We start from the raw sequence: 23,125 nt of genomic DNA on the forward strand, positions 1-23,125 counted from the left end.
CTTGCAGTTCCAGGGCTTACCGTTTGGTGCGGCTGGCAGGAATCGAACCCACGACCCCTTGGTTCGTAGCCAAGTACTCTATCCAGCTGAGCTACAGCCGCTAAGCTTTGAATTATAGCACGAAGTTTTCAAGCTATTTCAAAAAATCGTCACTGGTTAATTAACTAACTCAGTCGATCAGCGCATTGTGACGATGGCGTGATTGTAGCGGAGTTTTCGCCCGGTTTTGCGAAATCGCTCGATGTTGCTCACTTGCGTGTGTAGCCCAGGCAGGCGCCTGCGTTGGGCATGCCCTTGCACTCCCGGTAGAGGCGCCGGTCGCGCTCTGCCTGGCTTTCGCCGGAATGGTTCTGCGTGTGCTTGATCCGGATGGCTTTGGACCTCTTCGAAGCGCTGGCTGCCTTCTCGGGTGTGGCTGCGGCATGGCTGTGAAGTGACGTAAAGGACAACAAGAGCGCGGTCACGCCGACACCCACTGGCAGGGAAAGAGACCGGCGGACAAACGTATCCATGAAGCGCATAGTGGTCTTTCAGAAAGGGCGTTGCAACGTTTTGCAGTACGGTTTGCATCATGCCCGAAAGCCTGCTGCACAGGGGTTGGGCGGCGGCGAAGAAGTGGGGAAAAGCGCAGCGGTATAATCTCAAGGTTTTGCATGGTGCAAGACGCACGCTGTCGACCCTTCCAGTCGCGGCGCAAGTACAACCAGAGCCATAGGCAGTTGGTGCAGCAATGCGGCTGCCTGCTTGGGCTCTTCTATCAAGGAAAAAACATGATCGCATCATCCGTCAAGGCCGAAGTCGTCAAGGCCAATGCCCGTTCCGCCAACGATACGGGTAGCCCGGAAGTCCAGGTGGCACTGCTCACCGCCCGCATCAACGAGCTGACTCCTCACTTCAAGCAGCATGCCAAGGACCATCATGGCCGCCGTGGTCTGCTGCGCATGGTGAGCCGTCGTCGCAAGCTGCTGGACTACCTCAAGGCCAAGGACGCCGACCGTTATACGGCACTGATCGCCAAGCTGGGCCTGCGCAAGTAAGCGCGCCGGCATGCCGAGACGCCTGGGTTAGCTCTGTCTAGCTCAGGCGTTTTTTACTTCGGAGACGCAACTGCAGAGCGAAGCTGTGTCATTCCAGGGGCCTTGCCTTCCGATGGGCAGGGCAGGGCCGCTGGAATGGCATCGTGTTCTGAATTGCGCTCCAAGCCTTGCTGGTACAGCGTTGCCAGCTATTATTTTGAGAGCAAGGAGTCATTATGAGCATTTTTAACAAGGTCACCAAGTCGTTCCAGTGGGGTGACAAGACCGTTGTCATGGAAACGGGTGAGATCGCCCGGCAGGCCTCAGGCGCCGTGCTGGTGAACATTGACGACACCGTGGTGCTCGCTACCGTGGTGGGGTCCAAGCAGGCCAAGCCTGGCCAGGACTTCTTCCCGCTGACGGTGGACTACATCGAGAAGACCTACGCCGCCGGCAAGATCCCCGGCAGCTTCTTCAAGCGCGAGGCCAAGCCCAGCGAGTTGGAGACGCTGACCAGCCGCCTGATCGATCGCCCGATCCGCCCGCTGTTCCCCGAGGGCTTCTACAACGAGGTGCATGTGGTCATCCACACCATCTCGCTGAACCCCGAAGTGGACGCTGACATCGCCGCCATGATCGCCGTGAGCGCAGCGCTGTCCGTTTCCGGTATTCCGTTCAATGGCCCCATCGGCGCCGCACGCGTGGGCTACGTCAATGGCGAATACGTGCTGAACCCCGGGCAGACCGCGCGCAAGAGCTCGCAACTGGACCTGGTGGTGGCGGGCACCGAGGCCGCTGTGCTGATGGTGGAGTCCGAAGCGCAGCAGTTGTCCGAAGAGATCATGCTGGGCGCCGTGGTGTTCGGCCACGAGCAGGGCAAGGTGGCGATCAACGCCATCCATGAGCTGGTGCGCGACGCTGGCAAGCCCGTGTGGGACTGGCAGCCGCCTGCCAAGGACGAGACTTTCATCGCCAAGGTCACGGCCCTGGCAGAGGACAAGCTGCGCGCGGCTTACCAGATCCGCAGCAAGCAGGCCCGCACCCAGGCCTTGCGCGAGGCATCGGCCTCGGTGCTGGAATCGCTGAAGGGCGAGGGCGTGGAGTTCGACGCCGTGAAGGTCGAGGCCCTGCTGTTCGACATCGAAGCCAAGATCGTGCGCAGCCAGATCCTGGCCGGCGAGCCCCGCATCGACGGCCGCGACACGCGCACCGTGCGCCCCATCGAGATCCGCAACTCCGTGCTGCCGCGCACCCACGGCTCCGCCCTGTTCACGCGTGGCGAGACCCAGGCGCTGGTGGTGTCCACGCTGGGCACCGAGCGCGATGCGCAGCGCATCGACGCACTGGCCGGCGAGTTCGAAGACCGTTTCATCTTCCACTACAACATGCCTCCCTTCGCCACGGGTGAAGTGGGCCGCATGGGATCGACCAAGCGCCGCGAAATCGGCCACGGCCGTCTGGCCAAGCGCGCCCTGGTGGCCTGCCTGCCGAGCAAGGACGAGTTCCCCTACACCATCCGCGTGGTGTCGGAGATCACCGAATCCAACGGCTCCTCGTCCATGGCATCGGTCTGCGGCGGCTGCCTGTCGCTGATGGATGCCGGCGTGCCCATGAAAGCGCACGTGGCCGGCATCGCCATGGGCCTGATCAAGGAAGACAACCGCTTCGCCGTGCTGACCGACATCCTGGGCGATGAGGACCACCTGGGCGACATGGACTTCAAGGTGGCTGGTACGACCAACGGCATCACCGCCCTGCAGATGGACATCAAGATCCAGGGCATCACCAAGGAAATCATGCAGGTCGCCCTGGCGCAGGCCAAGGAAGCACGTATGCACATCCTGGGCAAGATGCAGGAAGCCATGGGTGAAGCCAAGACCGAGATCTCGTCCTTCGCGCCCAAGCTCTACACGATGAAGATCAACCCCGAGAAGATCCGCGACGTGATCGGCAAGGGCGGCGCCACGATCCGTGCCCTGACGGACGAGACCGGGTGCCAGATCAATATCGAGGAAGACGGCACCATCACCATCGCAGCCACCGAGGCTGCCAAGGCTGATGAAGCCAAGCGCCGCATCGAAGAGATCACGGCCGAGGTTGAAGTGGGCAAGGTCTACGAAGGCCCGATCACCAAGATCCTGGACTTCGGCGCGTTGATCAACCTGCTGCCCGGCAAGGACGGCCTGCTGCACATCAGCCAGATCGCCCACGAGCGTGTGGAAAAGGTGGGCGACTACCTGCAGGAAGGTCAGATCGTGAAGGTCAAGGTGCTGGAGACCGACGACAAGGGCCGCGTCAAGCTGTCCATGAAGGCGTTGGCTGACCGCCCCGCCGGCGACAGCGGCCGTCCCGCCCCTGCGGAGCGGGGCGAGCGTCGTGAGCGCCGTGATGGCGGTGCTTCCGAGCAACAGCAGCAGTAAGCCGGGGGTGTTCCTTCGGGAACGCCTGTTTGCTATTGAAATGAGAGCTGCTAACGCCCGATGGACGGGCGCTATCGGCTCAAATGATTCAAAACTGCCATGAATGACGTGATGCAGGCCGTAGAGATTGCGGCGTTTGGCCCGCCTGAGGGGCTGCGTCTCGCCGAGCGCCCGGTGCCGCAGCCGGGAGACGGCGAGTTGTTGATCCGCGTGGCGGCCAGCGGGGTGAACCGCCCCGACGTGCTGCAGCGCAAGGGCAACTACGCGCCGCCCGCGGGCGTCTCCGATCTGCCCGGGCTGGAAGTGGCGGGCGTTGTCGAGTCCGGCGATGCCGCCGCCATGGCGCAGGCGGGCCTTCGCGTGGGCGACCGGGTGTGCGCTTTGGTTGCGGGCGGCGGTTATGCGCAGTGGTGCGTCGCGCCTGTTGCGCAATGCCTGCCGGTGCCGCAGGGCTTGAGCGACGTGGAGGCGGCCTCGCTGCCGGAAACCTTCTTTACCGTCTGGAGCAATGTGTTCGACCGCGGCCGCCTGCAGGCGGGAGAGGTCCTGCTGGTGCAGGGCGGCAGTAGCGGCATTGGCGTTACGGCTATTCAGTTGGCGCGTGCACGCGGCGCCACGGTCATCGTCACGGCGGGTTCGGATGAAAAGTGCGCAGCCTGCCTGGCGCTGGGTGCGCACTACGCGATCAACTACAAGACACAGGACTTCGTGGCCGAGGCGCGGCGCCTTACCGATGGGCGTGGCGTGGACGTAGTGCTGGACATGGTGGCCGGCTCCTACGTGGCGCGCGAGGTTGAGTGCCTGGCCGAGGACGGCCGCGTGGTCATCATCGCGGTGCAGGGCGGGCTGGATGCGCAGTTCAATGCGGGGCTGGTGCTGCGCAGGCGGCTGACCATCACGGGCTCCACGCTGAGGCCGCGTCCCGTGGCGTTCAAGGGCGCCATTGCGCAGGCATTGCGTGAGCATGTCTGGCCGCTGCTGGCGTCGGGCGCGGTGAAGCCGGTCATCCATGCCACCTTCCCGGCCGCGCAGGCCGCGCGGGCGCATGCGCTGATGGAATCCAACCAGCACGTGGGCAAGATTGTTTTGACATGGACGACATGACACAGAAAAAGAAACTCATTGCCGGCAACTGGAAGATGAACGGCAGCCTGCAGGCGAATGCGGCGCTGCTGCAGGCGTTGCGTGATGGCTTGGGCGCGCCCGGTTGCGGCGTGGCGGTGGCCGTGCCGGCGCCCTACCTGGCGCAGGTGCAGGCCTTGGTCGCGGGCAGCGAAATCGCTCTGGCCGCCCAGGATGTGTCGCAGCATGAAAGGGGCGCGTTCACCGGCGAGGTCTCCGTGGGAATGTTGCGCGACTTTGATGCACGCTACGCGCTTGTGGGGCACTCCGAGCGTCGCCAATACCATGGCGAAACCGATGCCGTGGTCGCGGCCAAGGCCCAGCGGGCGCTCTCGGGCGGCGTCACGCCGATCGTATGCGTGGGGGAAACTCTGGCGGAGCGCGAGGCGGGCCAGACCGAGACCGTCGTCAAGCGCCAACTGGCGGCTGTGATCCATGCCGTGGGGCACTGCGTGAGCGAGATCGTGGTGGCCTACGAGCCTGTCTGGGCCATCGGCACCGGCCGCACGGCAACGCCAGAGCAGGCGCAGCAGGTGCATGCGGTGCTGCGCGCTCAGCTCGCCGCGGCGACCGAGAGCGCGGATCGCGTGCTCATCCTGTATGGCGGCAGCATGAATGCTGCCAACGCAGCCGAACTGCTGGCGCAGCCGGATATCGATGGGGGCCTGGTGGGCGGTGCGTCGCTCAAGGCCGCGGATTTCTTGAAAATTATCGCTGCAGCGCATAGCTGACAAGCGCTAGTAGCTATTAAATTAGGAGTGATGGGATTATGGGACTGGTTGTGAACGTGATTCTGGCGGTGCAGATGCTGACCGCCCTCGGGATGATTGGGTTGATCCTGATCCAGCACGGTAAGGGTGCGGACATGGGGGCAGCCTTCGGTAGTGGCAGTTCCGGCAGCTTGTTTGGGGCCAGCGGCAGCGCCAACTTCCTTTCGCGCACCACGGCGGTCCTGGCGACGGTGTTCTTCGTGGCAACCCTGGCATTGGCATACTTTGGCAACCAGCGTCCGGTGAGCACTGGTAGTGTTCTGGAGACGCCCGCAGTAGCTGTCCCCGCCTCGACGGCACCTGCGGTCGATGCCTCTGCGGCAGCTCCAGCGCCGGCGGTGGAGCCTGCCTCGGGCGCCGCTCAGATCCCGACCAAGTGAACGTTTGAGGCGTCGCAAAAAAACGCCTCATCCGTTTGTGACAGGGTTTTTCCGGGGTAGAATCCCGGATTGTCTGGAAAGCCAAAACCGTTATTTCCGGTCCTCATGCCATCCAGATGCATACAGCAGCCGTCGTGGTGAAATTGGTAGACACGCTATCTTGAGGGGGTAGTGGCGAAAGCTGTGCGAGTTCGAGTCTCGCCGACGGCACCAATCACAAGAAGCCGCCTCCCTGGTCCCCGTTGCGGGACATGCGAGGCGGTTTTTCAGCGGTGAGCACATCTGCCAGATGAACCTCGATCAATACCTCCCTGTCCTATTGTTCATTCTGGTCGGCATCGGTGTCGGTGTGGTGCCGCTTCTTCTGGGCTATGTGCTTGGCCCCAATCGCCCGGATCCGGCGAAAAACTCCCCCTATGAGTGCGGCTTCGAGGCATTTGAAGACGCGCGTATGAAGTTCGACGTGCGCTACTACCTGGTGGCCATCCTCTTCATCCTGTTCGACCTGGAAATTGCCTTCCTCTTCCCTTGGGCGGTGACTCTGCAAGAGGTGGGGGTGACGGGCTTTGTCGCTGTGCTGGTTTTCCTGGCCATCCTCGTGGTGGGCTTTGCCTACGAATGGAAAAAAGGCGCCCTCAACTGGGAATGAGCCGCCGCTCAAAGGAATGACGCAATGATTGAAGGTGTGATGAAGGAAGGCTTCATCACCACGAGTTATGACTCCGTGGTGAACTGGGCCAAGACCGGATCCCTTTGGCCCATGACCTTCGGACTGGCCTGCTGCGCTGTCGAGATGATGCATGCTGCCGCCGCACGTTATGACCTGGGGCGTTTTGGCGCGGAAGTGTTCCGGGCGAGCCCGCGACAGTCGGACCTGATGATCGTGGCCGGCACGCTGTGCAACAAGATGGCGCCCGCTCTGCGCAAGGTGTACGACCAAATGGCCGAGCCGCGCTGGGTCATCTCCATGGGCTCTTGTGCCAACGGCGGGGGCTACTACCACTACAGCTATTCGGTGGTGCGTGGCTGTGATCGCATCGTCCCTGTGGATGTGTACGTTCCGGGTTGTCCTCCGACGGCCGAGGCGCTGATCTACGGGATCATCCAGCTGCAGCAGAAGATCCGCCGCACCCACACCATTGCGCGCGCCTGAAGGGACGAAGATGACTGCTATTGCCATTCACCCCGAGAGCCTGCGGGACGTGGTTGCCTCCGCTCTGGGTGACCGCGTGCGCCAGATCTCGGTGGCGCTGGATGAGGTGACCGTGGTGGTGTCCGCTGCGCGCTATCTCGAAGCCATGCAAATCCTGCGCGATGCGCCCGATTGCAAGTTCGAGCAATTGATTGATCTGTGCGGCGTCGACTATTCTGCCTATGGCGCCACGGGCTCGGAAGGACCGCGCTACGCCGTGGTTTCCCATTTGCTCTCCGTTTCCCTCAACCAGCGGTTGCGCGTGAAGGTGTTCTGCTCCGACGACGACTTCCCCATCGTCGCCTCGGTTACCGACATCTGGAACTCGGCCAACTGGTTTGAGCGCGAGGCATTCGATCTGTTCGGCATCGTGTTTGATGGGCACAACGATCTGCGCCGCATCCTGACCGATTACGGATTCATCGGCCACCCGTTCCGCAAGGACTTCCCCTTGTCCGGCCATGTCGAGATGCGCTATGACGCCGACCAGCGTCGCGTGATCTATGAGCCCGTGACCATCGAGCCGCGCGAAGTGACGCCGCGCGTCATCCGCGAAGACAAGTACGGAGGCCTGCACTGAGGCGGCATGCCGCTTGGTGATCGACCATGGCTGAAATCAAGAACTACTCCCTGAACTTCGGACCGCAGCACCCGGCAGCACACGGCGTGCTGCGCTTGGTGCTGGAACTGGATGGCGAGGTCGTACAACGTGCCGACCCGCACATCGGGCTGCTGCACCGTGCCACCGAAAAGCTGGCAGAGCACAAGACCTACATCCAGTCCTTGCCCTACATGGACCGTCTCGATTACGTGTCCATGATGTGCAACGAGCAGGCCTACTGCTTGGCCATCGAGAAGATGCTGGGCATCGAGGTGCCGCTGCGCGCGAAGTACATCCGAACGATGTTCGGCGAAATCACGCGCCTGCTGAACCACCTGATGTGGCTGGGTTCGCACGGCAACGACTGCGGCAGCTCCACGATCCTCATCTATACCTTCCGTGAGCGGGAGGACTTGTTCGACATGTACGAGGCCGTTTCTGGCGCTCGCATGCACGCGGCCTACTTCCGTCCGGGGGGCGTGTACCGGGACCTGCCGGACAGCATGGCCCAGTACAAGGTCAGCAAGATCAAGAACGCCAAGGCTATCGAGGAGCTCAACCGTAACCGCCAGGGTTCGCTGCTGGATTTCATCGACGATTTCACGCAGCGCTTCCCCAAGTGCGTAGACGAGTATGAGACCCTGCTGACAGACAACCGGATCTGGAAGCAGCGTACGGTGGGTATCGGCGTGGTGCCGGCTGAGCGCGCGTTGAACCTGGGCATGACCGGCCCGATGCTGCGCGGCTCGGGCATTGCATGGGACCTGCGCAAGAAGCAGCCGTATGACGCTTATGACCGCGTGGACTTCGATGTGCCGGTCGGGGTGACGGGCGATAGCTATGACCGCTATCTCGTTCGCGTGCAAGAGATGCGCGAGTCCAATCGCATCATCAAGCAGTGCGTCGATTGGCTCAGGGCCAACCCCGGCCCCGTCATCACGGACAACCACAAGATCGCGCCGCCCTCGCGCGAGGCCATGAAGTCCAACATGGAAGAGCTGATCCACCATTTCAAGCTCTTCACGGAAGGCTTCCGCGTGCCGGCCGGCGAGGCTTACGCGGCCGTTGAGCATCCCAAGGGGGAGTTCGGTATCTACATGGTGAGCGACGGTGCGAACAAGCCCTACCGCCTGAAGATCCGCGCACCCGGGTTCGCGCATCTGGCCACACTCGACGAAATGGCGCGGGGCCACATGCTGGCCGATGCCGTGGCCATCATCGGCACCATGGATATCGTGTTCGGAGAGATTGACCGATGATTACCGAAGCGACCAAGCAACGTTTTGCCCGCGAAGTGGCGAAATACCCCGCAGACCAGAAACAGTCTGCGGTGATGGCGTGCCTGTCCATCGTCCAGCAGGAACAGGGCTGGGTCAGCGCCGAGAGCGAGGCCGTGATCGCCGAGTACCTGGGCATGCCCCAGATCGCCGTGCATGAGGTCACCACGTTCTACAACATGTACAACCAGCAGCCGGTGGGCAAGTACAAGCTGGCCGTCTGCACCAATTTGCCGTGCCAGCTGCGCCGTGGGCAGGATGCGCTGCACCACCTTGAGAAGAAGCTGGGCATTTCCATGGGCGAAACCACCGCCGATGGCCTTTTCACCTTGCAGCAATGCGAATGCCTGGGGGCCTGCGCCGACGCGCCCGTGATGCTGGTCAATGACCGCAACATGTGCAGTTTCATGGACGACGACAAGCTCGACCAGATGGTGGATGGCCTGCGCGCTGCGGAGGGCAAACAATGACCACGGCTGCACAAGTGCTGTCGCAGTTTCAGGCGACGGGCGTACAGACCTGCTTCCATGACCGCCATATCAATCCGCAGATCTATGCGGGCTTGAACGGCAGCAACTGGAGCCTCAAGGATTACGAGGCCCGGGGAGGCTACCAGGCCCTGCGCAAGCTGCTGGGCAAGGATGGTGGTGAAGGCCTGACCCAGGACCAGGTGATCGCCACCATGAAGGAATCCGGTCTGCGCGGCCGTGGTGGTGCGGGCTTCCCGACTGGCCTGAAGTGGAGCTTCATGCCGCGTCAGTTCCCTGGCCAGAAATACTTGGTCTGCAATTCCGACGAGGGGGAGCCGGGCACGTGCAAGGATCGCGACATCCTGATGTACAACCCGCACATCGTGATCGAGGGCATGATCATCGCGGCCTACGCGATGGGCATCTCTGTGGGCTACAACTACATCCACGGCGAGATCTTCCAGGTCTACGAGCGCTTTGAAGCGGCGTTGGAAGAGGCGCGCGCTGCGGGCTATCTGGGTGACAACATCCTGGGCAGCAGCTTCAGCTTTCAGCTGCATGCGCACCATGGCTTTGGGGCGTATATCTGCGGCGAGGAAACGGCGTTGCTGGAATCGCTGGAAGGCAAGAAGGGCCAGCCGCGTTTCAAGCCGCCATTCCCGGCCAGCTTTGGCCTGTACGGCAAACCCACCACGATCAACAACACCGAGACGTTCGCCGCGGTGCCGTGGATCATCCGCAATGGCGGTCAGGCATACCTCGAGTGTGGCAAGCCCAACAACGGTGGCACCAAGATCTTCTCGGTGTCCGGCGACGTAGAGCGTCCAGGCAACTATGAAGTGCCCCTGGGCACGCCATTTGCCAAGCTGCTGGAACTGGCGGGTGGCGTGCGCAAGGGTCGCCAGCTCAAGGCGGTGATTCCGGGCGGTTCTTCCGCTCCCGTGTTGCCGGCGTCCATCATCATGGAATGCACGATGGACTACGACTCCATCGCCAAGGCCGGCTCCATGCTGGGCTCGGGCGCCGTGATCGTGATGGACGATTCCCGCAACATGGTGGAGAGCCTGCTGCGCCTGTCGTATTTCTACGCGCATGAATCCTGCGGTCAGTGCACACCCTGCCGCGAAGGCACGGGCTGGATGTGGCGCGTGATCAATCGTATCCAGCACGAAGCCGGGCGGGAGAGCGATCTGGACCTGCTCAATTCCGTCGCGGACAACATTCAGGGCCGGACCATCTGCGCGCTGGGCGATTCGGCAGCCATGCCGGTGCGCGCCATGCTCAAGCATTTCCGTCCGGAGTTTGAAGCGCTGATCCGAAACGCCCACCCATCGGGTTCCACCCCCGCCAGCGCCTGAACGCGAGTACAGCATATGGTTGAAATCGAACTGGACGGGAAGAAGGTAGAAGTCACCGAAGGCTGCATGGTGATGCATGCGGCCGAGAAGGTGGGTACCTACATTCCCCATTTCTGCTACCACAAGAAGCTTTCCATTGCCGCCAATTGCCGCATGTGCCTGGTGGAGGTGGAGAAGGCCCCCAAACCCCTGCCTGCATGCGCCACGCCTGTGACGCAGGGCATGATCGTGCGCACCAAGAGCGACAAGGCGATCAAGGCCCAGCAGTCGGTGATGGAGTTCCTGCTCATCAATCATCCGCTGGACTGCCCCATCTGCGACCAGGGCGGCGAATGCCAGTTGCAGGATCTGGCCGTAGGTTATGGCGGCGATTCCTCGCGCTATGGCGAGGAAAAGCGCGTGGTGGCGCACAAGGACGTAGGCCCGCTGATCTCCATGGAAGAGATGAGCCGCTGCATCCATTGCACGCGTTGTGTTCGTTTCGGCCAGGAAATCGCCGGCGTGATGGAACTTGGCATGGTGAACCGTGGCGAGCATTCGGAGATCACGACCGTGATCGGCGATACGGTCGACTCGGAACTGTCGGGCAACATGATCGACCTGTGCCCGGTGGGCGCACTGACCAGCAAGCCCTTCCGCTACAGCGCCCGCACGTGGGAACTTTCTCGCCGCAAATCCGTGAGTCCGCACGACTCCACGGGCGCCAATCTCATTGTGCAAGTCAAGAACCACAAGGTCATGCGCGTCGTCCCGTTCGAGAACGAGGATGTCAACGAGTGCTGGATTGCTGACCGCGACCGTTTTTCCTATGAGGCATTGAATTCCCCCGACCGCCTGACACGTCCCATGCTCAAACAGGGTGGGGAGTGGAAGGAAGTCGATTGGCAGACGGCCCTGGAATATGTGGCCAACGGTCTGCGGTGCGTCAAGACCGAGCACGGCGCCCAGAGCATCGGAGCGCTGGTAAGCCCGCACAGCACAGTAGAAGAGTTGTTCCTGGCCGGCGCGCTGGTGCGCGGGTTGGGTAGCGACAACATCGACCACCGTCTGCGCCATGCGGAGTTCGGCAAGGCCGAAGGTGTGCGCTGGCTGGGGACGTCCATCGCATCCCTGAGCACGCTGCAGTCCGTGTTGGTCGTTGGCTCGAATCTGCGCAAGGACCATCCCTTGTTTGCACAGCGAATTCGGCAGGCAGCGCGCCATGGGTGTGTGGTGAGTGCTATTAATTCAGCAGCAAGTGATTGGGCCATTCCGAATGTCCGCACCAAGCTGGCCCCAGCGGCCGGCTGGAGCACGGCGCTGGCGGAAGTCGCAGCCGCCATCGCTGCAGAGAAGGGCGTGGCTGCCCCCGTGGAAGGAGCTGCCACCAGCGAAGAAGCCCGGGCCATTGCTGCTGCATTGCTGACGGGGGAGCGCAAAGCCATTCTGCTGGGCAATGGTGCTGCCCATCATGCCCAAGCGTCGAGCCTGCTGGCGCTGGCGCAGTGGATCGGTGCCCAGACCGGAGCGACGGTGGGTTACCTGACGGAGGCCGCCAATACGGTCGGTGCGCAGTTCGTGGGTGCGCAACCCCAAGAGGGCGGGCTGAACGCTGCACAAATGCTGGATGGCCGCCTGAAGGCAGCCCTGCTGCTGAATGTGGAGCCTGAGCACGACTCCGCCATGGGTGCTGCAGCGGCTCAGGCTTTGGCGCAGACCGATATGGTCGTCACGCTGAGCCCGTTCAAGACCAATCTCGAATTCAGCGACGTGCTGCTGCCCATCGCGCCGTTCTCCGAGACGTCCGGCAGCTTCGTCAATGCCGAAGGCCGCCTGCAGAGCTTCCACGCGGTGGTCAAGCCTGCCGGTGACGCCCGACCCGCATGGAAGGTGCTGCGCGTGCTGGCCAACCTGCTGGGGTTGAAGGGCATGGACTACGAAACCTCGCAGGACGTGCTGGCCAGCGCCATCGGCAGGCCCACCGGTGAGTCCACCGGCGGCGGCCTGCAATTGCCCGCCGAACGCCTGAGCAACGCCACCAAGGCCGAGATCGGTTCGCTGGCAGGCGAATGCGGCGAGCCCGCCGTGGCCGCCATCTATCAGCTCGACAGCCTGGTGCGCCGTTCACCTTCGCTGCAACTGACGGCCGACGCGCGTGCGGCACGTGAAGGAGTCGCTGCATGATCGACGCAATCTACAACGGCGGCCTGAACCTGGTCGCCGCCTCATGGTGGACCGGCGCGGCCTGGCCCGTCATCTGGAATCTCATCAAGATCATCTGCGTCGTATTGCCGCTGCTGGGGGCCGTGGCCTATCTGACGCTGTGGGAACGCAAGCTGCTGGGGTTCATGCAGGTGCGCTTCGGGCCCAACCGCGTCGGGCCCTTCGGCTTGCTGCAGCCGATTGCCGACGCCCTGAAGCTGCTGACCAAGGAGCTGATCCAGCCTGCGGCGGCTGCCAAGGGTCTGTTCTATCTCGGCCCGGTGATGGCCATCATGCCCGCGCTGGGCGCATGGGCGGTGATCCCCTTCGGGCCGGATCTGGCGCTTGCCAATGTCAACGCGGGCCTGCTGCTGGTCATGGCCATCACCTCCATCGAGGTGTATGGCGTGATCATTGCCGGGTGGGCCTCCAACTCCAAGTACGCCTTCCTGGGGGCCTTGCGTGCCTCGGCCCAGATGGTCAGCTATGAAATCGCCATGGGTTTTTGCTTCCTGGTCGTCATCATGGTGTCGGGCAGCATGAACCTGACCGAGATCGTGGCCGTCCAGGGGCGCGGCACCATGACGGACATGGGGCTGGGCTTCCTGTCCTGGAACTGGCTGCCGTTGTTCCCCATCTTCATCGTTTACCTGATCTCCGTGGTTGCCGAGGTGAACCGCCACCCGTTCGACGTGGTCGAGGGCGAGGCGGAAATCGTGGCGGGCCACATGGTCGAGTACTCGGGCATGGGCTTTGCCATCTTCTTCTTGGCAGAATACGCCAGCATGTGGCTGGTCTCCATCCTGGCCGTGGTGATGTTCCTCGGGGGCTGGCTGCCGCCCTTCGATGTGCTCGGCTTCATCCCGGGCTGGATCTGGCTGGGCATCAAGACCTTCCTGGTGGTATCCATGTTCATCTGGATTCGGGCCACCTTCCCGCGCTTCCGCTATGACCAGATCATGCGTCTGGGTTGGAAGATCTTCATTCCGGTCACCCTGGTGTGGCTGCTGGTCGTGGGCGCATGGTTGCTGTCGCCCTGGAACATCTGGAAATAAGCGGGGACATCCATGGCTGCTGTTGCTGCTTCTGCATCTTTCTCCATCAAGGATTTTTTCAAGAGCTTCATGCTCTGGGAACTGGCGAAGGGCATGGCCCTGACGGGCCGCTACACCTTCCGTCGCAAGGTGACGGTGCAGTTCCCCGAGGAAAAGACTCCTCTTTCGCCGCGTTTCCGCGGCCTGCATGCGCTGCGCCGCTATGAAAACGGCGAAGAGCGCTGCATTGCCTGCAAGCTGTGCGAGGCGGTGTGTCCGGCGGTGGCGATCACCATCGAGTCCGACGTGCGCGCCGATGGCTCGCGCCGCACCACGCGCTACGACATCGACTTGACCAAGTGCATCTTCTGCGGCTTTTGCGAAGAAAGCTGCCCGGTGGATTCCATCGTGGAAACGCCGATCTTCGAGTACCACGGTGAAAAGCGGGGCGATCTGTACTTCACCAAGGACATGCTGCTGGCCGTTGGTGACCGCTACGAGCCCGAGATCGCAGCCGCCAAGGCTGCGGACGCCAAGTACCGTTGACCGGGTGTCCGTACAACGTCTGAACTTTTGAAAAGACCTGATTCATGGATGCCAAGACCGGTTTCTTCTATCTGTTTGCGGTGGTGCTGCTTTATGCGGCCTTCCGCGTCATCACGGCGCGCAATCCCGTGCATGCCGTGTTGCATCTGATTCTTGCCTTTTCGCAAGCTGCCGGTATCTGGCTCTTGCTGAAGGCGGAGTTTTTGGCCATCACATTGATCCTGGTTTATCTGGGGGCCGTGATGGTGCTGTTCCTGTTCGTCGTGATGATGCTGGACATACGCATAGACGCGGTGCGCAGGGGCTTCTGGAAGCATTTCCCGGTGGCCGCCCTCATTGGCGCCATCGTGACGTTTGAAATGGCGGCTGTGCTGATGACGGGCTTTCGTGGCATGGAGGAGCCCAAGGCCATCGCGGACGTGATGGTCAATGCGGCGGGGCAAACCGTGCCGTACTCCAACACCAAGGCTTTGGGCAAGCTGCTCTATTCCGAATACCTGTACCCGGTCGAGGTGGCAGCCGTCATTCTGCTGGTGGCGATGATCGCGGCCATTGCCCTGACGCTGCGCCAACGCAAGGACTCCAAGGCCATCGACCCCGCCGAGCAGATTCGCGTGCGCGCCGCTGATCGCGTTGTCATGATGAAACTACCGGTGACCGAGCAACCGGCCGCAGAGGCCGTACCCGCACCCGCTGCCGAGGAGAAGAAGCAATGACACCGACGCTGGGCCACTTTCTTTCACTGGGCGCCATGCTGTTTGCGATGGCGGTGATCGGCATCTTCCTGAACCGCAAGAATCTCATCGTCTTGCTGATGGCGATTGAGTTGATGCTGCTCGCGGTGAATTTCAACTTCGTCGCGTTCTCGCATTACCTGGGGGATATGCACGGACAGGTATTCGTGTTCTTCATTCTCACCGTGGCGGCCGCTGAGTCCGCCATCGGCCTGGCCATCCTGGTGCTGCTGTTCCGTAACAAGTCCAGCATTGACGCGGAAGACCTCAACACCCTCAAGGGTTGATGGGTCACCGGTACTTGCAAGGTTCTCAAGAATGAGTCAAACCCTTTCTGCTTCGATGCTGCTGGCGGTGCCCCTGGCGCCGCTGGCGGGCTCCGTGCTCGTTGGCGTGTTCGGTACCGCGTTCGGCGGTAACTTGATCGGCCGTCGTGGTTCCCATTCGCTGACCATCCTGGGGGTGCTGATCGCCTTCGTGCTGTCGGCCATGACGCTCCAGAGCGTCGTGCAGGATGGCGCGGGCTTCAACGACACCATCTACACCTGGATGGTCGTGGGTGGCCTGAAGATGGAGGTCGGCTTCCTGATCGACAGCCTCACGGCCATGATGATGTGCGTGGTGACCTTCGTGTCCCTGATGGTGCACATCTACACCATCGGCTACATGGAAGAGGACGACGGCTACAACCGTTTCTTCTCCTACATCTCGCTGTTCACCTTCTCCATGCTCATGCTGGTCATGAGCAACAACCTGCTGCAACTGTTCTTCGGCTGGGAGGCGGTGGGCTTGGTGTCGTACCTGCTGATCGGCTTCTGGTACAAGAAGGACACGGCCATCTTCGCGAACATGAAGGCATTCCTGGTGAACCGGGTGGGCGACTTCGGGTTCATTCTCGGCATCGGCCTGATTGCCGCCTACGCGGGCTCCTTCAACTATGGCGAGATCTTCGCCAAGGCCAATGAACTGGGCGCGATTGGCTTCCCCGGCACCGACTGGATGCTGATCACCGTGATCTGCATCTGCCTGTTCATTGGCGCCATGGGCAAGTCGGCCCAGTTCCCGCTGCATGTGTGGCTGCCCGATTCGATGGAAGGCCCCACGCCGATCTCGGCCCTGATTCACGCCGCGACCATGGTGACGGCCGGCATCTTCATGGTGTCGCGCATGTCGCCGTTGTTCGAGCTGTCCGATACGGCCCTGAACTTCGTCCTCGTCATTGGCGCCATCACCGCGCTGTTCATGGGCTTCCTGGGCATCATCCAGAACGACATCAAGCGGGTGATCGCGTACTCCACGCTGTCCCAGCTGGGCTACATGACCGTGGCCCTGGGCGCGTCGGCCTACTCCGTGGCTGTGTTTCACCTGATGACCCACGCCTTCTTCAAGGCGCTGTTGTTCCTTGGCGCGGGCTCGGTCATCATCGGCATGCATCACAACCAGGACATCCGCTGGATGGGTGGCGTGCGCAAGTACATGCCGATTACCTGGATCACCTTCCTGCTGGGTTCGCTGGCGCTGATCGGTACGCCGTTCTTCTCGGGCTTCTATTCCAAGGATGCCATCATCGAGGCGGTGCACTTCAGCCAGCTGCCGGCCGCCGGTTTCGCGCATTTCGCCGTGTTGGCCGGTGTGTTCGTGACGGCGTTCTATTCGTTCCGCGTGTATTTCCTGGTTTTCCATGGCAAGGAACGCTACGACCAGAATCCCGATGCCCACCACGACGATCATGGCCATGGCCACGATGCCAAGCCGCACGAGTCGCCCTGGGTGGTCTGGCTGCCGCTGGTGCTGCTGGCCGTTCCGTCCGTAGTGATTGGTGCCATGACGCTGATGCCCATGCTGTTCGGTGACTTCTTCAAGGGCGTGATCCACGTCGATGCCGCGCGCCACCCCGCCATGGCGGAGCTGGCCAAGACCATCCACGGCTGGATGGAAATGGGCATGCACGGATTCGTTGCCGCGCCGTTCTGGTTGGGGCTGGCGGGAGTTGCCCTGGCCTACTACATGTACATGGTCAATCCGGCCCTGCCGACCGCCATCAAGCGGGCTTTCCAGCCGGTCTATACGTTGTTGGAGAACAAGTATTACCTCGACTGGCTCAATGAGAATGTCATTGCCCGGGGCGCACGCTGCCTGGGTACCGCCTTGTGGAAGGGCGGTGACCAGGGAGTGATCGACGGCGCTATCGTGAATGGTTCGTGGAAGCTCGTCGGTCGCATTGCCGGACTGGTGCGCTGGTTCCAGTCGGGTTACATCTACCACTATGCGCTGGTCATGATCCTGGGTGTGTTCGCACTCATGACGTACTTCGTCTGGCTCAACAAGTAGAGGGAAAACAAAAATGGGTTTGTTGAGTCTTGCCATCTGGGTACCCATCGCATTCGGTGCCCTGTTGCTGGCGTTGGGGCGCGATGAGCATGTGAGGGTGGTGCGCTGGCTGGCGCTCATTGGTGCGTTGGCGGGATTTGCCGTCACCCTTCCGCTCATCAGCGGTTTCGACAATGGCAGCGCTGCCGCGCAGTTCGTCGAAAAGGCCATGTGGATTGAACGATTCAACGTTCATTACCATCTTGGCGTGGATGGGATTGCATTCTGGTTCGTGCCGCTGACGGCCTTCATCACGGTGATCGTCGTGATTGCCTCCTGGGAGGCGATCACGGAGCGGGTGAACCAGTACATGGGTGCATTCCTGATTCTGTCGGGGTTCATGGTTGGCGTGTTCAGCGCCATGGACGGCTTGCTGTTCTATGTGTTCTTCGAGGCCACGCTCATCCCCATGTACCTGATCATTGGTATCTGGGGCGGGCCGAACAAGATCTATGCGGCCTTCAAGTTCTTCCTGTACACGTTGCTGGGCTCGCTGCTGATGCTGGTGGCCTTCATCTATCTGTACAACCAGTCGGGCGGCAGCTTCGATATTGCAGCCTGGCACAAACTGCCCCTGTCCGCCACCGCGCAGACCTTGCTGTTCTTTGCCTTCTTTGCAGCGTTTGCGGTCAAGGTGCCCATGTGGCCGGTGCACACCTGGCTGCCCGACGTGCACGTCGAGGCGCCGACAGGCGGCTCCGCAGTGCTGGCTGCCATCATGCTGAAGTTGGGTGCCTACGGTTTCCTGCGTTTTTCGTTGCCTATCGCACCAGATGCATCCCATGAATGGGCCTGGCTGATGATCGCCTTGTCGCTGGTGGCCGTCATTTACGTGGGCTTGGTGGCGATGGTGCAAAAGGATATGAAGAAGCTTGTGGCTTATTCGTCTGTTGCGCACATGGGTCTGGTCACCCTTGGTTTCTTCGTCTTCAATGACGTTGGCGTGTCCGGCGGTTTGGTGCAGATGATTGCCCACGGTTTTGTCTCTGGCGCCATGTTCCTGTGCATCGGCGTTCTGTACGACCGCGTGCACTCGCGCGAAATCGCGGCCTACGGGGGTGTGGTCAACACCATGCCCAAATTTGCAGCGTTTGCATTGCTGTTTTCGATGGCCAACTGCGGCTTGCCTGCCACGGCGGGCTTTGTGGGCGAGTGGATGGTGATCATCGGCGCCGTGAAGTTTGACTTCTGGGTGGGCCTGGGCGCAGCCACCAGCCTGATTTTGGGCGCGAGCTACACCCTGTGGATGTACAAGCGCGTCTATCTCGGTCCCGTCACCAATGACAACGTGCGTGGGCTTGTGGACATCAACGGGCGTGAATTCCTTGTGCTGGGCCTGCTGGCGATTGCCGTGCTGTACATGGGTATCTATCCCAAACCCTTTACGGATGTGATGGATGCCTCCGTGGCCGACCTGCTCAGGCATGTGGCGCAATCCAAGCTCAACTGACCAGACTGAATTGAGAGAAACGAGATGATTGACAACATCAGCTGGCTGGCGATTTACCCTGAGATCGTGTTGCTGGTCATGGCTTGCGTGATCGCACTGGTGGACCTTGGCGTAACCAGCACGCGTCGCACCGGCACTTACGTGCTCACCATGCTCACCCTGGCGGTGGTGGCGGCGCTTCAGGCCATGTACGCCAGCAGTGGCAACACCTTCTATGCCTGGGGCAACATGGTGGTCAGCGATGCCATGGGCAATTGGCTCAAGTGCTTCGCGACCGTGGCCGTGATGGTCCTGCTCGTTTATGGCCGTCCCTATGCCGCGGACCGCGACATGTTGCGTGGTGGTGAGTTGTTCACGCTGACCATGCTCGCTCTGCTGGGGATGTTTGTGCTGATCTCGGCCAACAACTTCCTGCTGATCTATCTGGGCCTGGAACTGCTGACGCTTTCCAGCTATGCGCTGGTCGCCCTGCGCCGCGACAACACCACGGCCACCGAGGCCGCCATGAAGTATTTCGTGCTGGGCGCCATGGCCAGCGGCTTCCTGCTGTATGGCCTGTCGATGCTGTACGGCGCCACGGGCTCGCTGGATATTGGCCAGGTTTTCAAGGCCATCAATACCGGTCAGATTCGCCACCAGGTGCTGGTGTTCGGGCTGGTCTTCGTGGTGGCGGGCCTGGCGTTCAAGCTGGGGGCGGTTCCTTTTCACATGTGGGTTCCAGACGTCTATCAAGGCGCACCCACGGCCGTGACCCTGTTCATCGGCAGCGCGCCCAAGCTCGCCGCCTTCGCCATGGCCATGCGCCTGCTGGTCGATGGCCTGTTGCCGCTGGCCATTGATTGGCAGCAGATGCTGGCGGTGCTGGCCATAGGCTCATTGCTGGTGGGCAATCTCGCGGCGATCATGCAGACCAACCTCAAGCGCATGCTTGCGTACTCCACGATCTCCCAGATCGGCTTCGTGCTGCTGGGCCTGATGTCGGGCGTGGTGCATGGCAATGTCGATGCCACCGCCGTGGAGAACGCCTACAGCTCGGCCATGTTCTACATGGTGACCTACGTGCTGACCACCCTGGCGGCCTTCGGCGTCATCCTGCTGCTGGCACGCGAAGGGTTCGAGAGCGAGGAAATCTCCGATCTGGCCGGCCTGAACCAGCGCAGCCCCCTGTATGCCGGCGTGATGGCGGTGTGCATGTTCTCCATGGCGGGCATCCCGCCCCTGGTGGGCTTCGCTGCCAAGCTGTCCGTGCTGCAGGCACTGGTGGCATCCGGCCAGGCGCCGCACATCGCCCTGGCGGTGTTTGCCGTGATGATGTCCCTGATCGGCGCGTTCTATTACCTGCGTGTCGTGAAGGTCATGTACTTTGATGCGCCGCTGACGGCCAGCAGCGTTTCTGCCCCGCTGGACGTGCGTGTGGTGCTGACCATCAACGGCGCGCTAGTGCTGATCCTGGGCATGCTGCCGGGCGGCTTGATGGCCTTGTGCGCCGATGCCATCGTGCGCGCCCTCGCCACCTGACCGGGCGCCGCGGCTGCCATGACCCAGACGGGGGCCATCTGGCTGGTAATTTTGGCCGCCCTTGTGGCGGCCAATCTCCCTTTCATCAATGACCGGTGGCTGGTCGTCGGCGCGCGCGCCCGGGAAGGCAAACCCTTCTTCGTCCGCGCGCTGGAATTGGTGTTGCTGTACTTCCTGGTCGGTGGTCTGGCGTTGGCGCTCGAGAAACGGGCAGGGCAGATTGCGCCCCAGGGCTGGGAGTTCTACGCGGTCACCGGGGCGTTGTTCGTGACGCTGGCATTTCCGGGGTTCGTCTACCGCTACCTGATGCGTCGCCGCGACCGCAGCGCCGCCGAGGACTGATGAGGGTTGGCCTTGAAGGTACTCGACCTGCTGTGTTCGCTCGACCACACGTTTGAAGGCTGGTTTGCGAGTGAGGGCGACTTTCACAGCCAGCAGGCACGTGGCCTGGTGCAGTGTCCGATGTGCGGAGACTCGCAGGTGCGCAAGGGAGTCAGCGCTCCCCGGTTGAACCTGAGCACCGGGGTTTCCACATCGCGGGAAGCCGCTGCGACGGCTCCCGCTCCCGTTCCGCCAGAGGGGGTATCCGCCGCCTTTCAGGCCGCATGGCTTGCCATGGCGCGCCGGGTCATGGCGCAGACCGAGGACGTGGGAGACCGTTTCGCATCCGAGGCACGCCGCATGCACTACGGCGAGGCGGAAGAGCGCGGCATACGCGGCCAAGCGACGCCTCAGGATACCGCCGAGCTGCTGGATGAGGGTATTGCAGTGCTGCCGCTGGCGTTACCGCAGGCAGCGAAAGAGCCTCTGCACTAGTGTTCTGGCTCTGGCTGGCTCTAGCGCGTCGGCGCCGCCCCCAATGACCCTTCAACGCGAGAACTGCAGCGCTGCCAAGCGGGCATAGGTGCCGCCCTGATGCAGCAAGTCCTCATGCCGCCCCTGCTCGACGATGCTTCCATGGTCCATGACCACGATGCGGTCCGCATGCTGGACGGTGGCCAGCCGGTGGGCGATGACCAGGGTAATACGTTGGCGGGAATGCTGGCGAAGCGCGGTGTCCAGCGCAAGCTGCACGGCACGCTCGCTGTGCGCGTCCAGGGCGCTTGTGGCCTCGTCCAGGAGCAGTACGGGGGCGTTCTTCAGCAGCGCGCGGGCTATGGCAATGCGCTGGCGTTGGCCTCCTGAGAGGCGCACGCCATGCTCGCCGAGAAAGGTGTCGTACCCCTGCGGCAGCGCGTCGATGAATTCATGGGCAAATGCGGCGCGTGCCGCTGCTTCCACCGCGTGCCGGCTCGCCTGCGGATCGCCATAGCGGATATTGTCCAGGGCCGATGCGGAAAAAATCTCGGCATCTTGCGGAACCACGCCAATGTGGCTTCGCAGCACCTGCGGGTCCATGTCGCGCAAATCCACGCCACCCAACGTGATGCGGCCCTCGCTCACGTCGTAGAAGCGTTGCAGCAATTGAAAGACGGTGGACTTGCCGGCGCCGCTGCTGCCCACCAACGCAACGGTTTCTCCTGGCAGCAGGCGCAGGTCGAAGTGGCGCAGCGCGGGTGGCACGGGGCGCGAGGGATAGGAGAAGCCTACGCCCGTGAACTCGATCGAAAGGTCTGTGGCCCGCGGCATGGCGGGCCGGGATGGTGCGGCAAGCGTGGGGCGTGTTGCTAGCAGTTCCATCAGCCGCTCCATCGCACCCGCGGCGCGCAACAGGTCGCCATAGACCTCGCCCAGCACGGCTACGGCACCCGCGAGAAACATCGCATAGAGAATGGTCTGCCCCAGTTGCCCGGCCGACAGCGTCCCTGCAACGACCGCCTGGGCCCCGAGATACAACCCCCACAGCAACAGCGCGGCGCTGGCAATGATGATGAAGGCCATCAGCGCTGCACGGGCGCCGCTGCGGCGCAGGGCTGCGCGCAGCGCACTCTCCGTAGCCGCCGCGAAGCGGGCGGCCTCGCGCGCTTCTGCGGTGTAGCTTTGCACCACGGGAATGGCGCCCAATACTTCTGCGGCGATGGCGCTGGCATCTGCCACGCGGTCCTGGCTTGCGCGTGACAGACGCCGAACACGCCGTCCGATCCACATCGACGGCAGCACGATGGCGACGATGGCCCCGAAGGCGAGCGCCATCACGTAGGGTGTGCTCCAGATCAGCATGCCCAGCGCCCCGGCGCCCAGCACGGCATTGCGCAGCCCCATGGACAGCGATGAGCCCACGACGGTCTGCACCAGTGTCGTGTCGGCCGTGAGGCGCGACAGCACTTCTCCCGTTTGCGTGGTTTCAAAGAACTCCGGGCTCTGCCGCAGCACGTGCGCGTAGACGGCGTTGCGCAGATCTGCCGTGACGCGTTCGCCCAGCCAGCTCATGAGGTAGTAGCGTGCGGCCGACGCCAATCCAAGTGCCACGGCGACCGCGAACAGCACCGCAAAGTGCGTGCGCAACGCGGGTGCGCCGACGCCTTTTCCCCCGGGGGTGGCTGCGCTAATCGCGCCATCGATCAATTGACGCAGGGCCGTGGGAAAGGCCAGCGTTGCCAAGGCGGCGAGCAGCAGAAACGCCATCGCGCCAGCGAGGTGTATCCGGTAGGGACGCAGGAACGGCGCCAGTTCCCTCATCAGGTGGCGCATGTCCTGGGGTCTTTTCTGGGCGTTGGTGGACCTTGCCATGCGCCAGTGTAGGGCG

General features: G+C 62.3%; 23 protein-coding genes and 2 tRNA genes. 22 read left to right on the forward strand and 3 right to left on the reverse strand.

Features of this window, described 5'->3' with window-relative positions; genetic code table 11:
- Nucleotides 1-24: 24 nt before the first annotated feature.
- Nucleotides 25-101 (reverse strand) — tRNA-Arg (locus HND92_RS05635).
- Nucleotides 102-248: 147 nt separating this feature from the next.
- Nucleotides 249-521, reverse strand: a complete 273-nt coding sequence (locus tag HND92_RS05640) for a hypothetical protein (RefSeq protein WP_047350018.1) — start codon at nt 519-521, stop codon at nt 249-251.
- A 249-nt stretch (nt 522-770) separates the two neighbouring features.
- On the opposite strand from HND92_RS05640, the gene rpsO reads away from it, so the two are divergent.
- From rpsO to HND92_RS05750, 22 genes are all read left to right on the forward strand, one after another.
- Nucleotides 771-1,037 carry a 30S ribosomal protein S15 gene (rpsO, locus tag HND92_RS05645; protein WP_011804393.1) on the forward strand — a complete coding sequence of 89 codons (267 nt, stop codon included), beginning with the start codon at nt 771-773 and terminating at the stop codon, nt 1,035-1,037.
- A gap of 215 nt (nt 1,038-1,252) precedes the next feature.
- Nucleotides 1,253-3,436, forward strand: coding sequence for a polyribonucleotide nucleotidyltransferase (gene pnp, locus HND92_RS05650; RefSeq protein WP_103737351.1), 2,184 nt, complete (start codon nt 1,253-1,255; stop codon nt 3,434-3,436).
- Between the two features lie 99 nt (nt 3,437-3,535).
- A complete protein-coding gene (locus tag HND92_RS05655; protein WP_103737350.1) occupies nt 3,536-4,540 on the forward strand; it encodes an NAD(P)H-quinone oxidoreductase in 1,005 nt (334 codons plus the stop codon).
- On the forward strand, nt 4,537-5,289 hold the full coding sequence (gene tpiA, locus HND92_RS05660; protein ID WP_084002030.1) for a triose-phosphate isomerase: 753 nt from the start codon (nt 4,537-4,539) through the stop codon (nt 5,287-5,289). The genes HND92_RS05655 and tpiA overlap by 4 nt, the downstream gene beginning before the upstream one ends.
- A gap of 38 nt (nt 5,290-5,327) precedes the next feature.
- Complete coding sequence (secG, locus tag HND92_RS05665; RefSeq protein WP_011804397.1) at nt 5,328-5,708, forward strand: preprotein translocase subunit SecG; 381 nt, start codon at nt 5,328-5,330, stop codon at nt 5,706-5,708.
- A 128-nt stretch (nt 5,709-5,836) separates the two neighbouring features.
- Nucleotides 5,837-5,921 (forward strand) — tRNA-Leu (locus HND92_RS05670).
- Nucleotides 5,922-5,997: 76 nt separating this feature from the next.
- Entirely contained in the window at nt 5,998-6,357 is a 360-nt protein-coding gene (locus tag HND92_RS05675) for an NADH-quinone oxidoreductase subunit A (RefSeq protein ID WP_011804398.1), read from the forward strand.
- Nucleotides 6,358-6,381: 24 nt separating this feature from the next.
- A complete protein-coding gene (locus tag HND92_RS05680) occupies nt 6,382-6,861 on the forward strand; it encodes an NADH-quinone oxidoreductase subunit B family protein (RefSeq protein ID WP_011804399.1) in 480 nt (159 codons plus the stop codon).
- 10 nt (nt 6,862-6,871) lie between these two features.
- A complete protein-coding gene (locus HND92_RS05685; protein ID WP_011804400.1) occupies nt 6,872-7,480 on the forward strand; it encodes an NADH-quinone oxidoreductase subunit C in 609 nt (202 codons plus the stop codon).
- A gap of 26 nt (nt 7,481-7,506) precedes the next feature.
- Nucleotides 7,507-8,760 carry an NADH-quinone oxidoreductase subunit D gene (locus tag HND92_RS05690; protein WP_011804401.1) on the forward strand — a complete coding sequence of 418 codons (1,254 nt, stop codon included), beginning with the start codon at nt 7,507-7,509 and terminating at the stop codon, nt 8,758-8,760.
- Complete coding sequence (nuoE, locus tag HND92_RS05695) at nt 8,757-9,248, forward strand: NADH-quinone oxidoreductase subunit NuoE (protein ID WP_011804402.1); 492 nt, start codon at nt 8,757-8,759, stop codon at nt 9,246-9,248. Before HND92_RS05690 ends, nuoE begins: the two co-directional genes overlap by 4 nt.
- A complete protein-coding gene (gene nuoF / locus HND92_RS05700; protein ID WP_011804403.1) occupies nt 9,245-10,606 on the forward strand; it encodes an NADH-quinone oxidoreductase subunit NuoF in 1,362 nt (453 codons plus the stop codon). Before nuoE ends, nuoF begins: the two co-directional genes overlap by 4 nt.
- A gap of 15 nt (nt 10,607-10,621) precedes the next feature.
- The gene (nuoG, locus tag HND92_RS05705) at nt 10,622-12,769 is read left to right on the forward strand and encodes an NADH-quinone oxidoreductase subunit NuoG (protein ID WP_172206415.1); all 2,148 of its coding nucleotides are present in this window, start codon (nt 10,622-10,624) and stop codon (nt 12,767-12,769) included.
- Entirely contained in the window at nt 12,766-13,842 is a 1,077-nt protein-coding gene (gene nuoH / locus HND92_RS05710) for an NADH-quinone oxidoreductase subunit NuoH (RefSeq protein ID WP_172206417.1), read from the forward strand. Before nuoG ends, nuoH begins: the two co-directional genes overlap by 4 nt.
- Nucleotides 13,843-13,854: 12 nt before the next feature.
- On the forward strand, nt 13,855-14,367 hold the full coding sequence (gene nuoI / locus HND92_RS05715) for an NADH-quinone oxidoreductase subunit NuoI (RefSeq protein ID WP_011804406.1): 513 nt from the start codon (nt 13,855-13,857) through the stop codon (nt 14,365-14,367).
- A 44-nt stretch (nt 14,368-14,411) separates the two neighbouring features.
- Nucleotides 14,412-15,083, forward strand: coding sequence for an NADH-quinone oxidoreductase subunit J (locus HND92_RS05720; RefSeq protein WP_172206419.1), 672 nt, complete (start codon nt 14,412-14,414; stop codon nt 15,081-15,083).
- A complete protein-coding gene (gene nuoK, locus HND92_RS05725; RefSeq protein WP_103737343.1) occupies nt 15,080-15,388 on the forward strand; it encodes an NADH-quinone oxidoreductase subunit NuoK in 309 nt (102 codons plus the stop codon). The genes HND92_RS05720 and nuoK overlap by 4 nt, the downstream gene beginning before the upstream one ends.
- Before the next feature lie 31 nt (nt 15,389-15,419).
- Nucleotides 15,420-17,432 (forward strand): NADH-quinone oxidoreductase subunit L, encoded by a 2,013-nt coding sequence (nuoL, locus tag HND92_RS05730; protein WP_172206421.1) that lies wholly within the window; start codon nt 15,420-15,422, stop codon nt 17,430-17,432.
- A 13-nt stretch (nt 17,433-17,445) separates the two neighbouring features.
- Entirely contained in the window at nt 17,446-18,921 is a 1,476-nt protein-coding gene (locus HND92_RS05735) for an NADH-quinone oxidoreductase subunit M (RefSeq protein WP_172206423.1), read from the forward strand.
- 24 nt (nt 18,922-18,945) lie between these two features.
- Nucleotides 18,946-20,439, forward strand: coding sequence for an NADH-quinone oxidoreductase subunit NuoN (gene nuoN / locus HND92_RS05740; RefSeq protein WP_172206425.1), 1,494 nt, complete (start codon nt 18,946-18,948; stop codon nt 20,437-20,439).
- A gap of 18 nt (nt 20,440-20,457) precedes the next feature.
- The gene (locus HND92_RS05745; protein WP_015912621.1) at nt 20,458-20,781 is read left to right on the forward strand and encodes a DUF2818 family protein; all 324 of its coding nucleotides are present in this window, start codon (nt 20,458-20,460) and stop codon (nt 20,779-20,781) included.
- Between the two features lie 12 nt (nt 20,782-20,793).
- Nucleotides 20,794-21,255, forward strand: coding sequence for a DUF1178 family protein (locus HND92_RS05750; protein WP_172206426.1), 462 nt, complete (start codon nt 20,794-20,796; stop codon nt 21,253-21,255).
- A 51-nt stretch (nt 21,256-21,306) separates the two neighbouring features.
- Here the strand turns inward: HND92_RS05750 and HND92_RS05755 are convergent, their stop codons facing one another.
- Complete coding sequence (locus HND92_RS05755) at nt 21,307-23,109, reverse strand: ABC transporter transmembrane domain-containing protein (protein ID WP_172206428.1); 1,803 nt, start codon at nt 23,107-23,109, stop codon at nt 21,307-21,309.
- Between the last annotated feature and the right edge of the window lie 16 nt (nt 23,110-23,125).

Source organism: Diaphorobacter sp. JS3050 (genome assembly GCF_013154915.1).
In the GTDB taxonomy this organism is placed as follows: domain Bacteria; phylum Pseudomonadota; class Gammaproteobacteria; order Burkholderiales; family Burkholderiaceae_C; genus Diaphorobacter; species Diaphorobacter nitroreducens.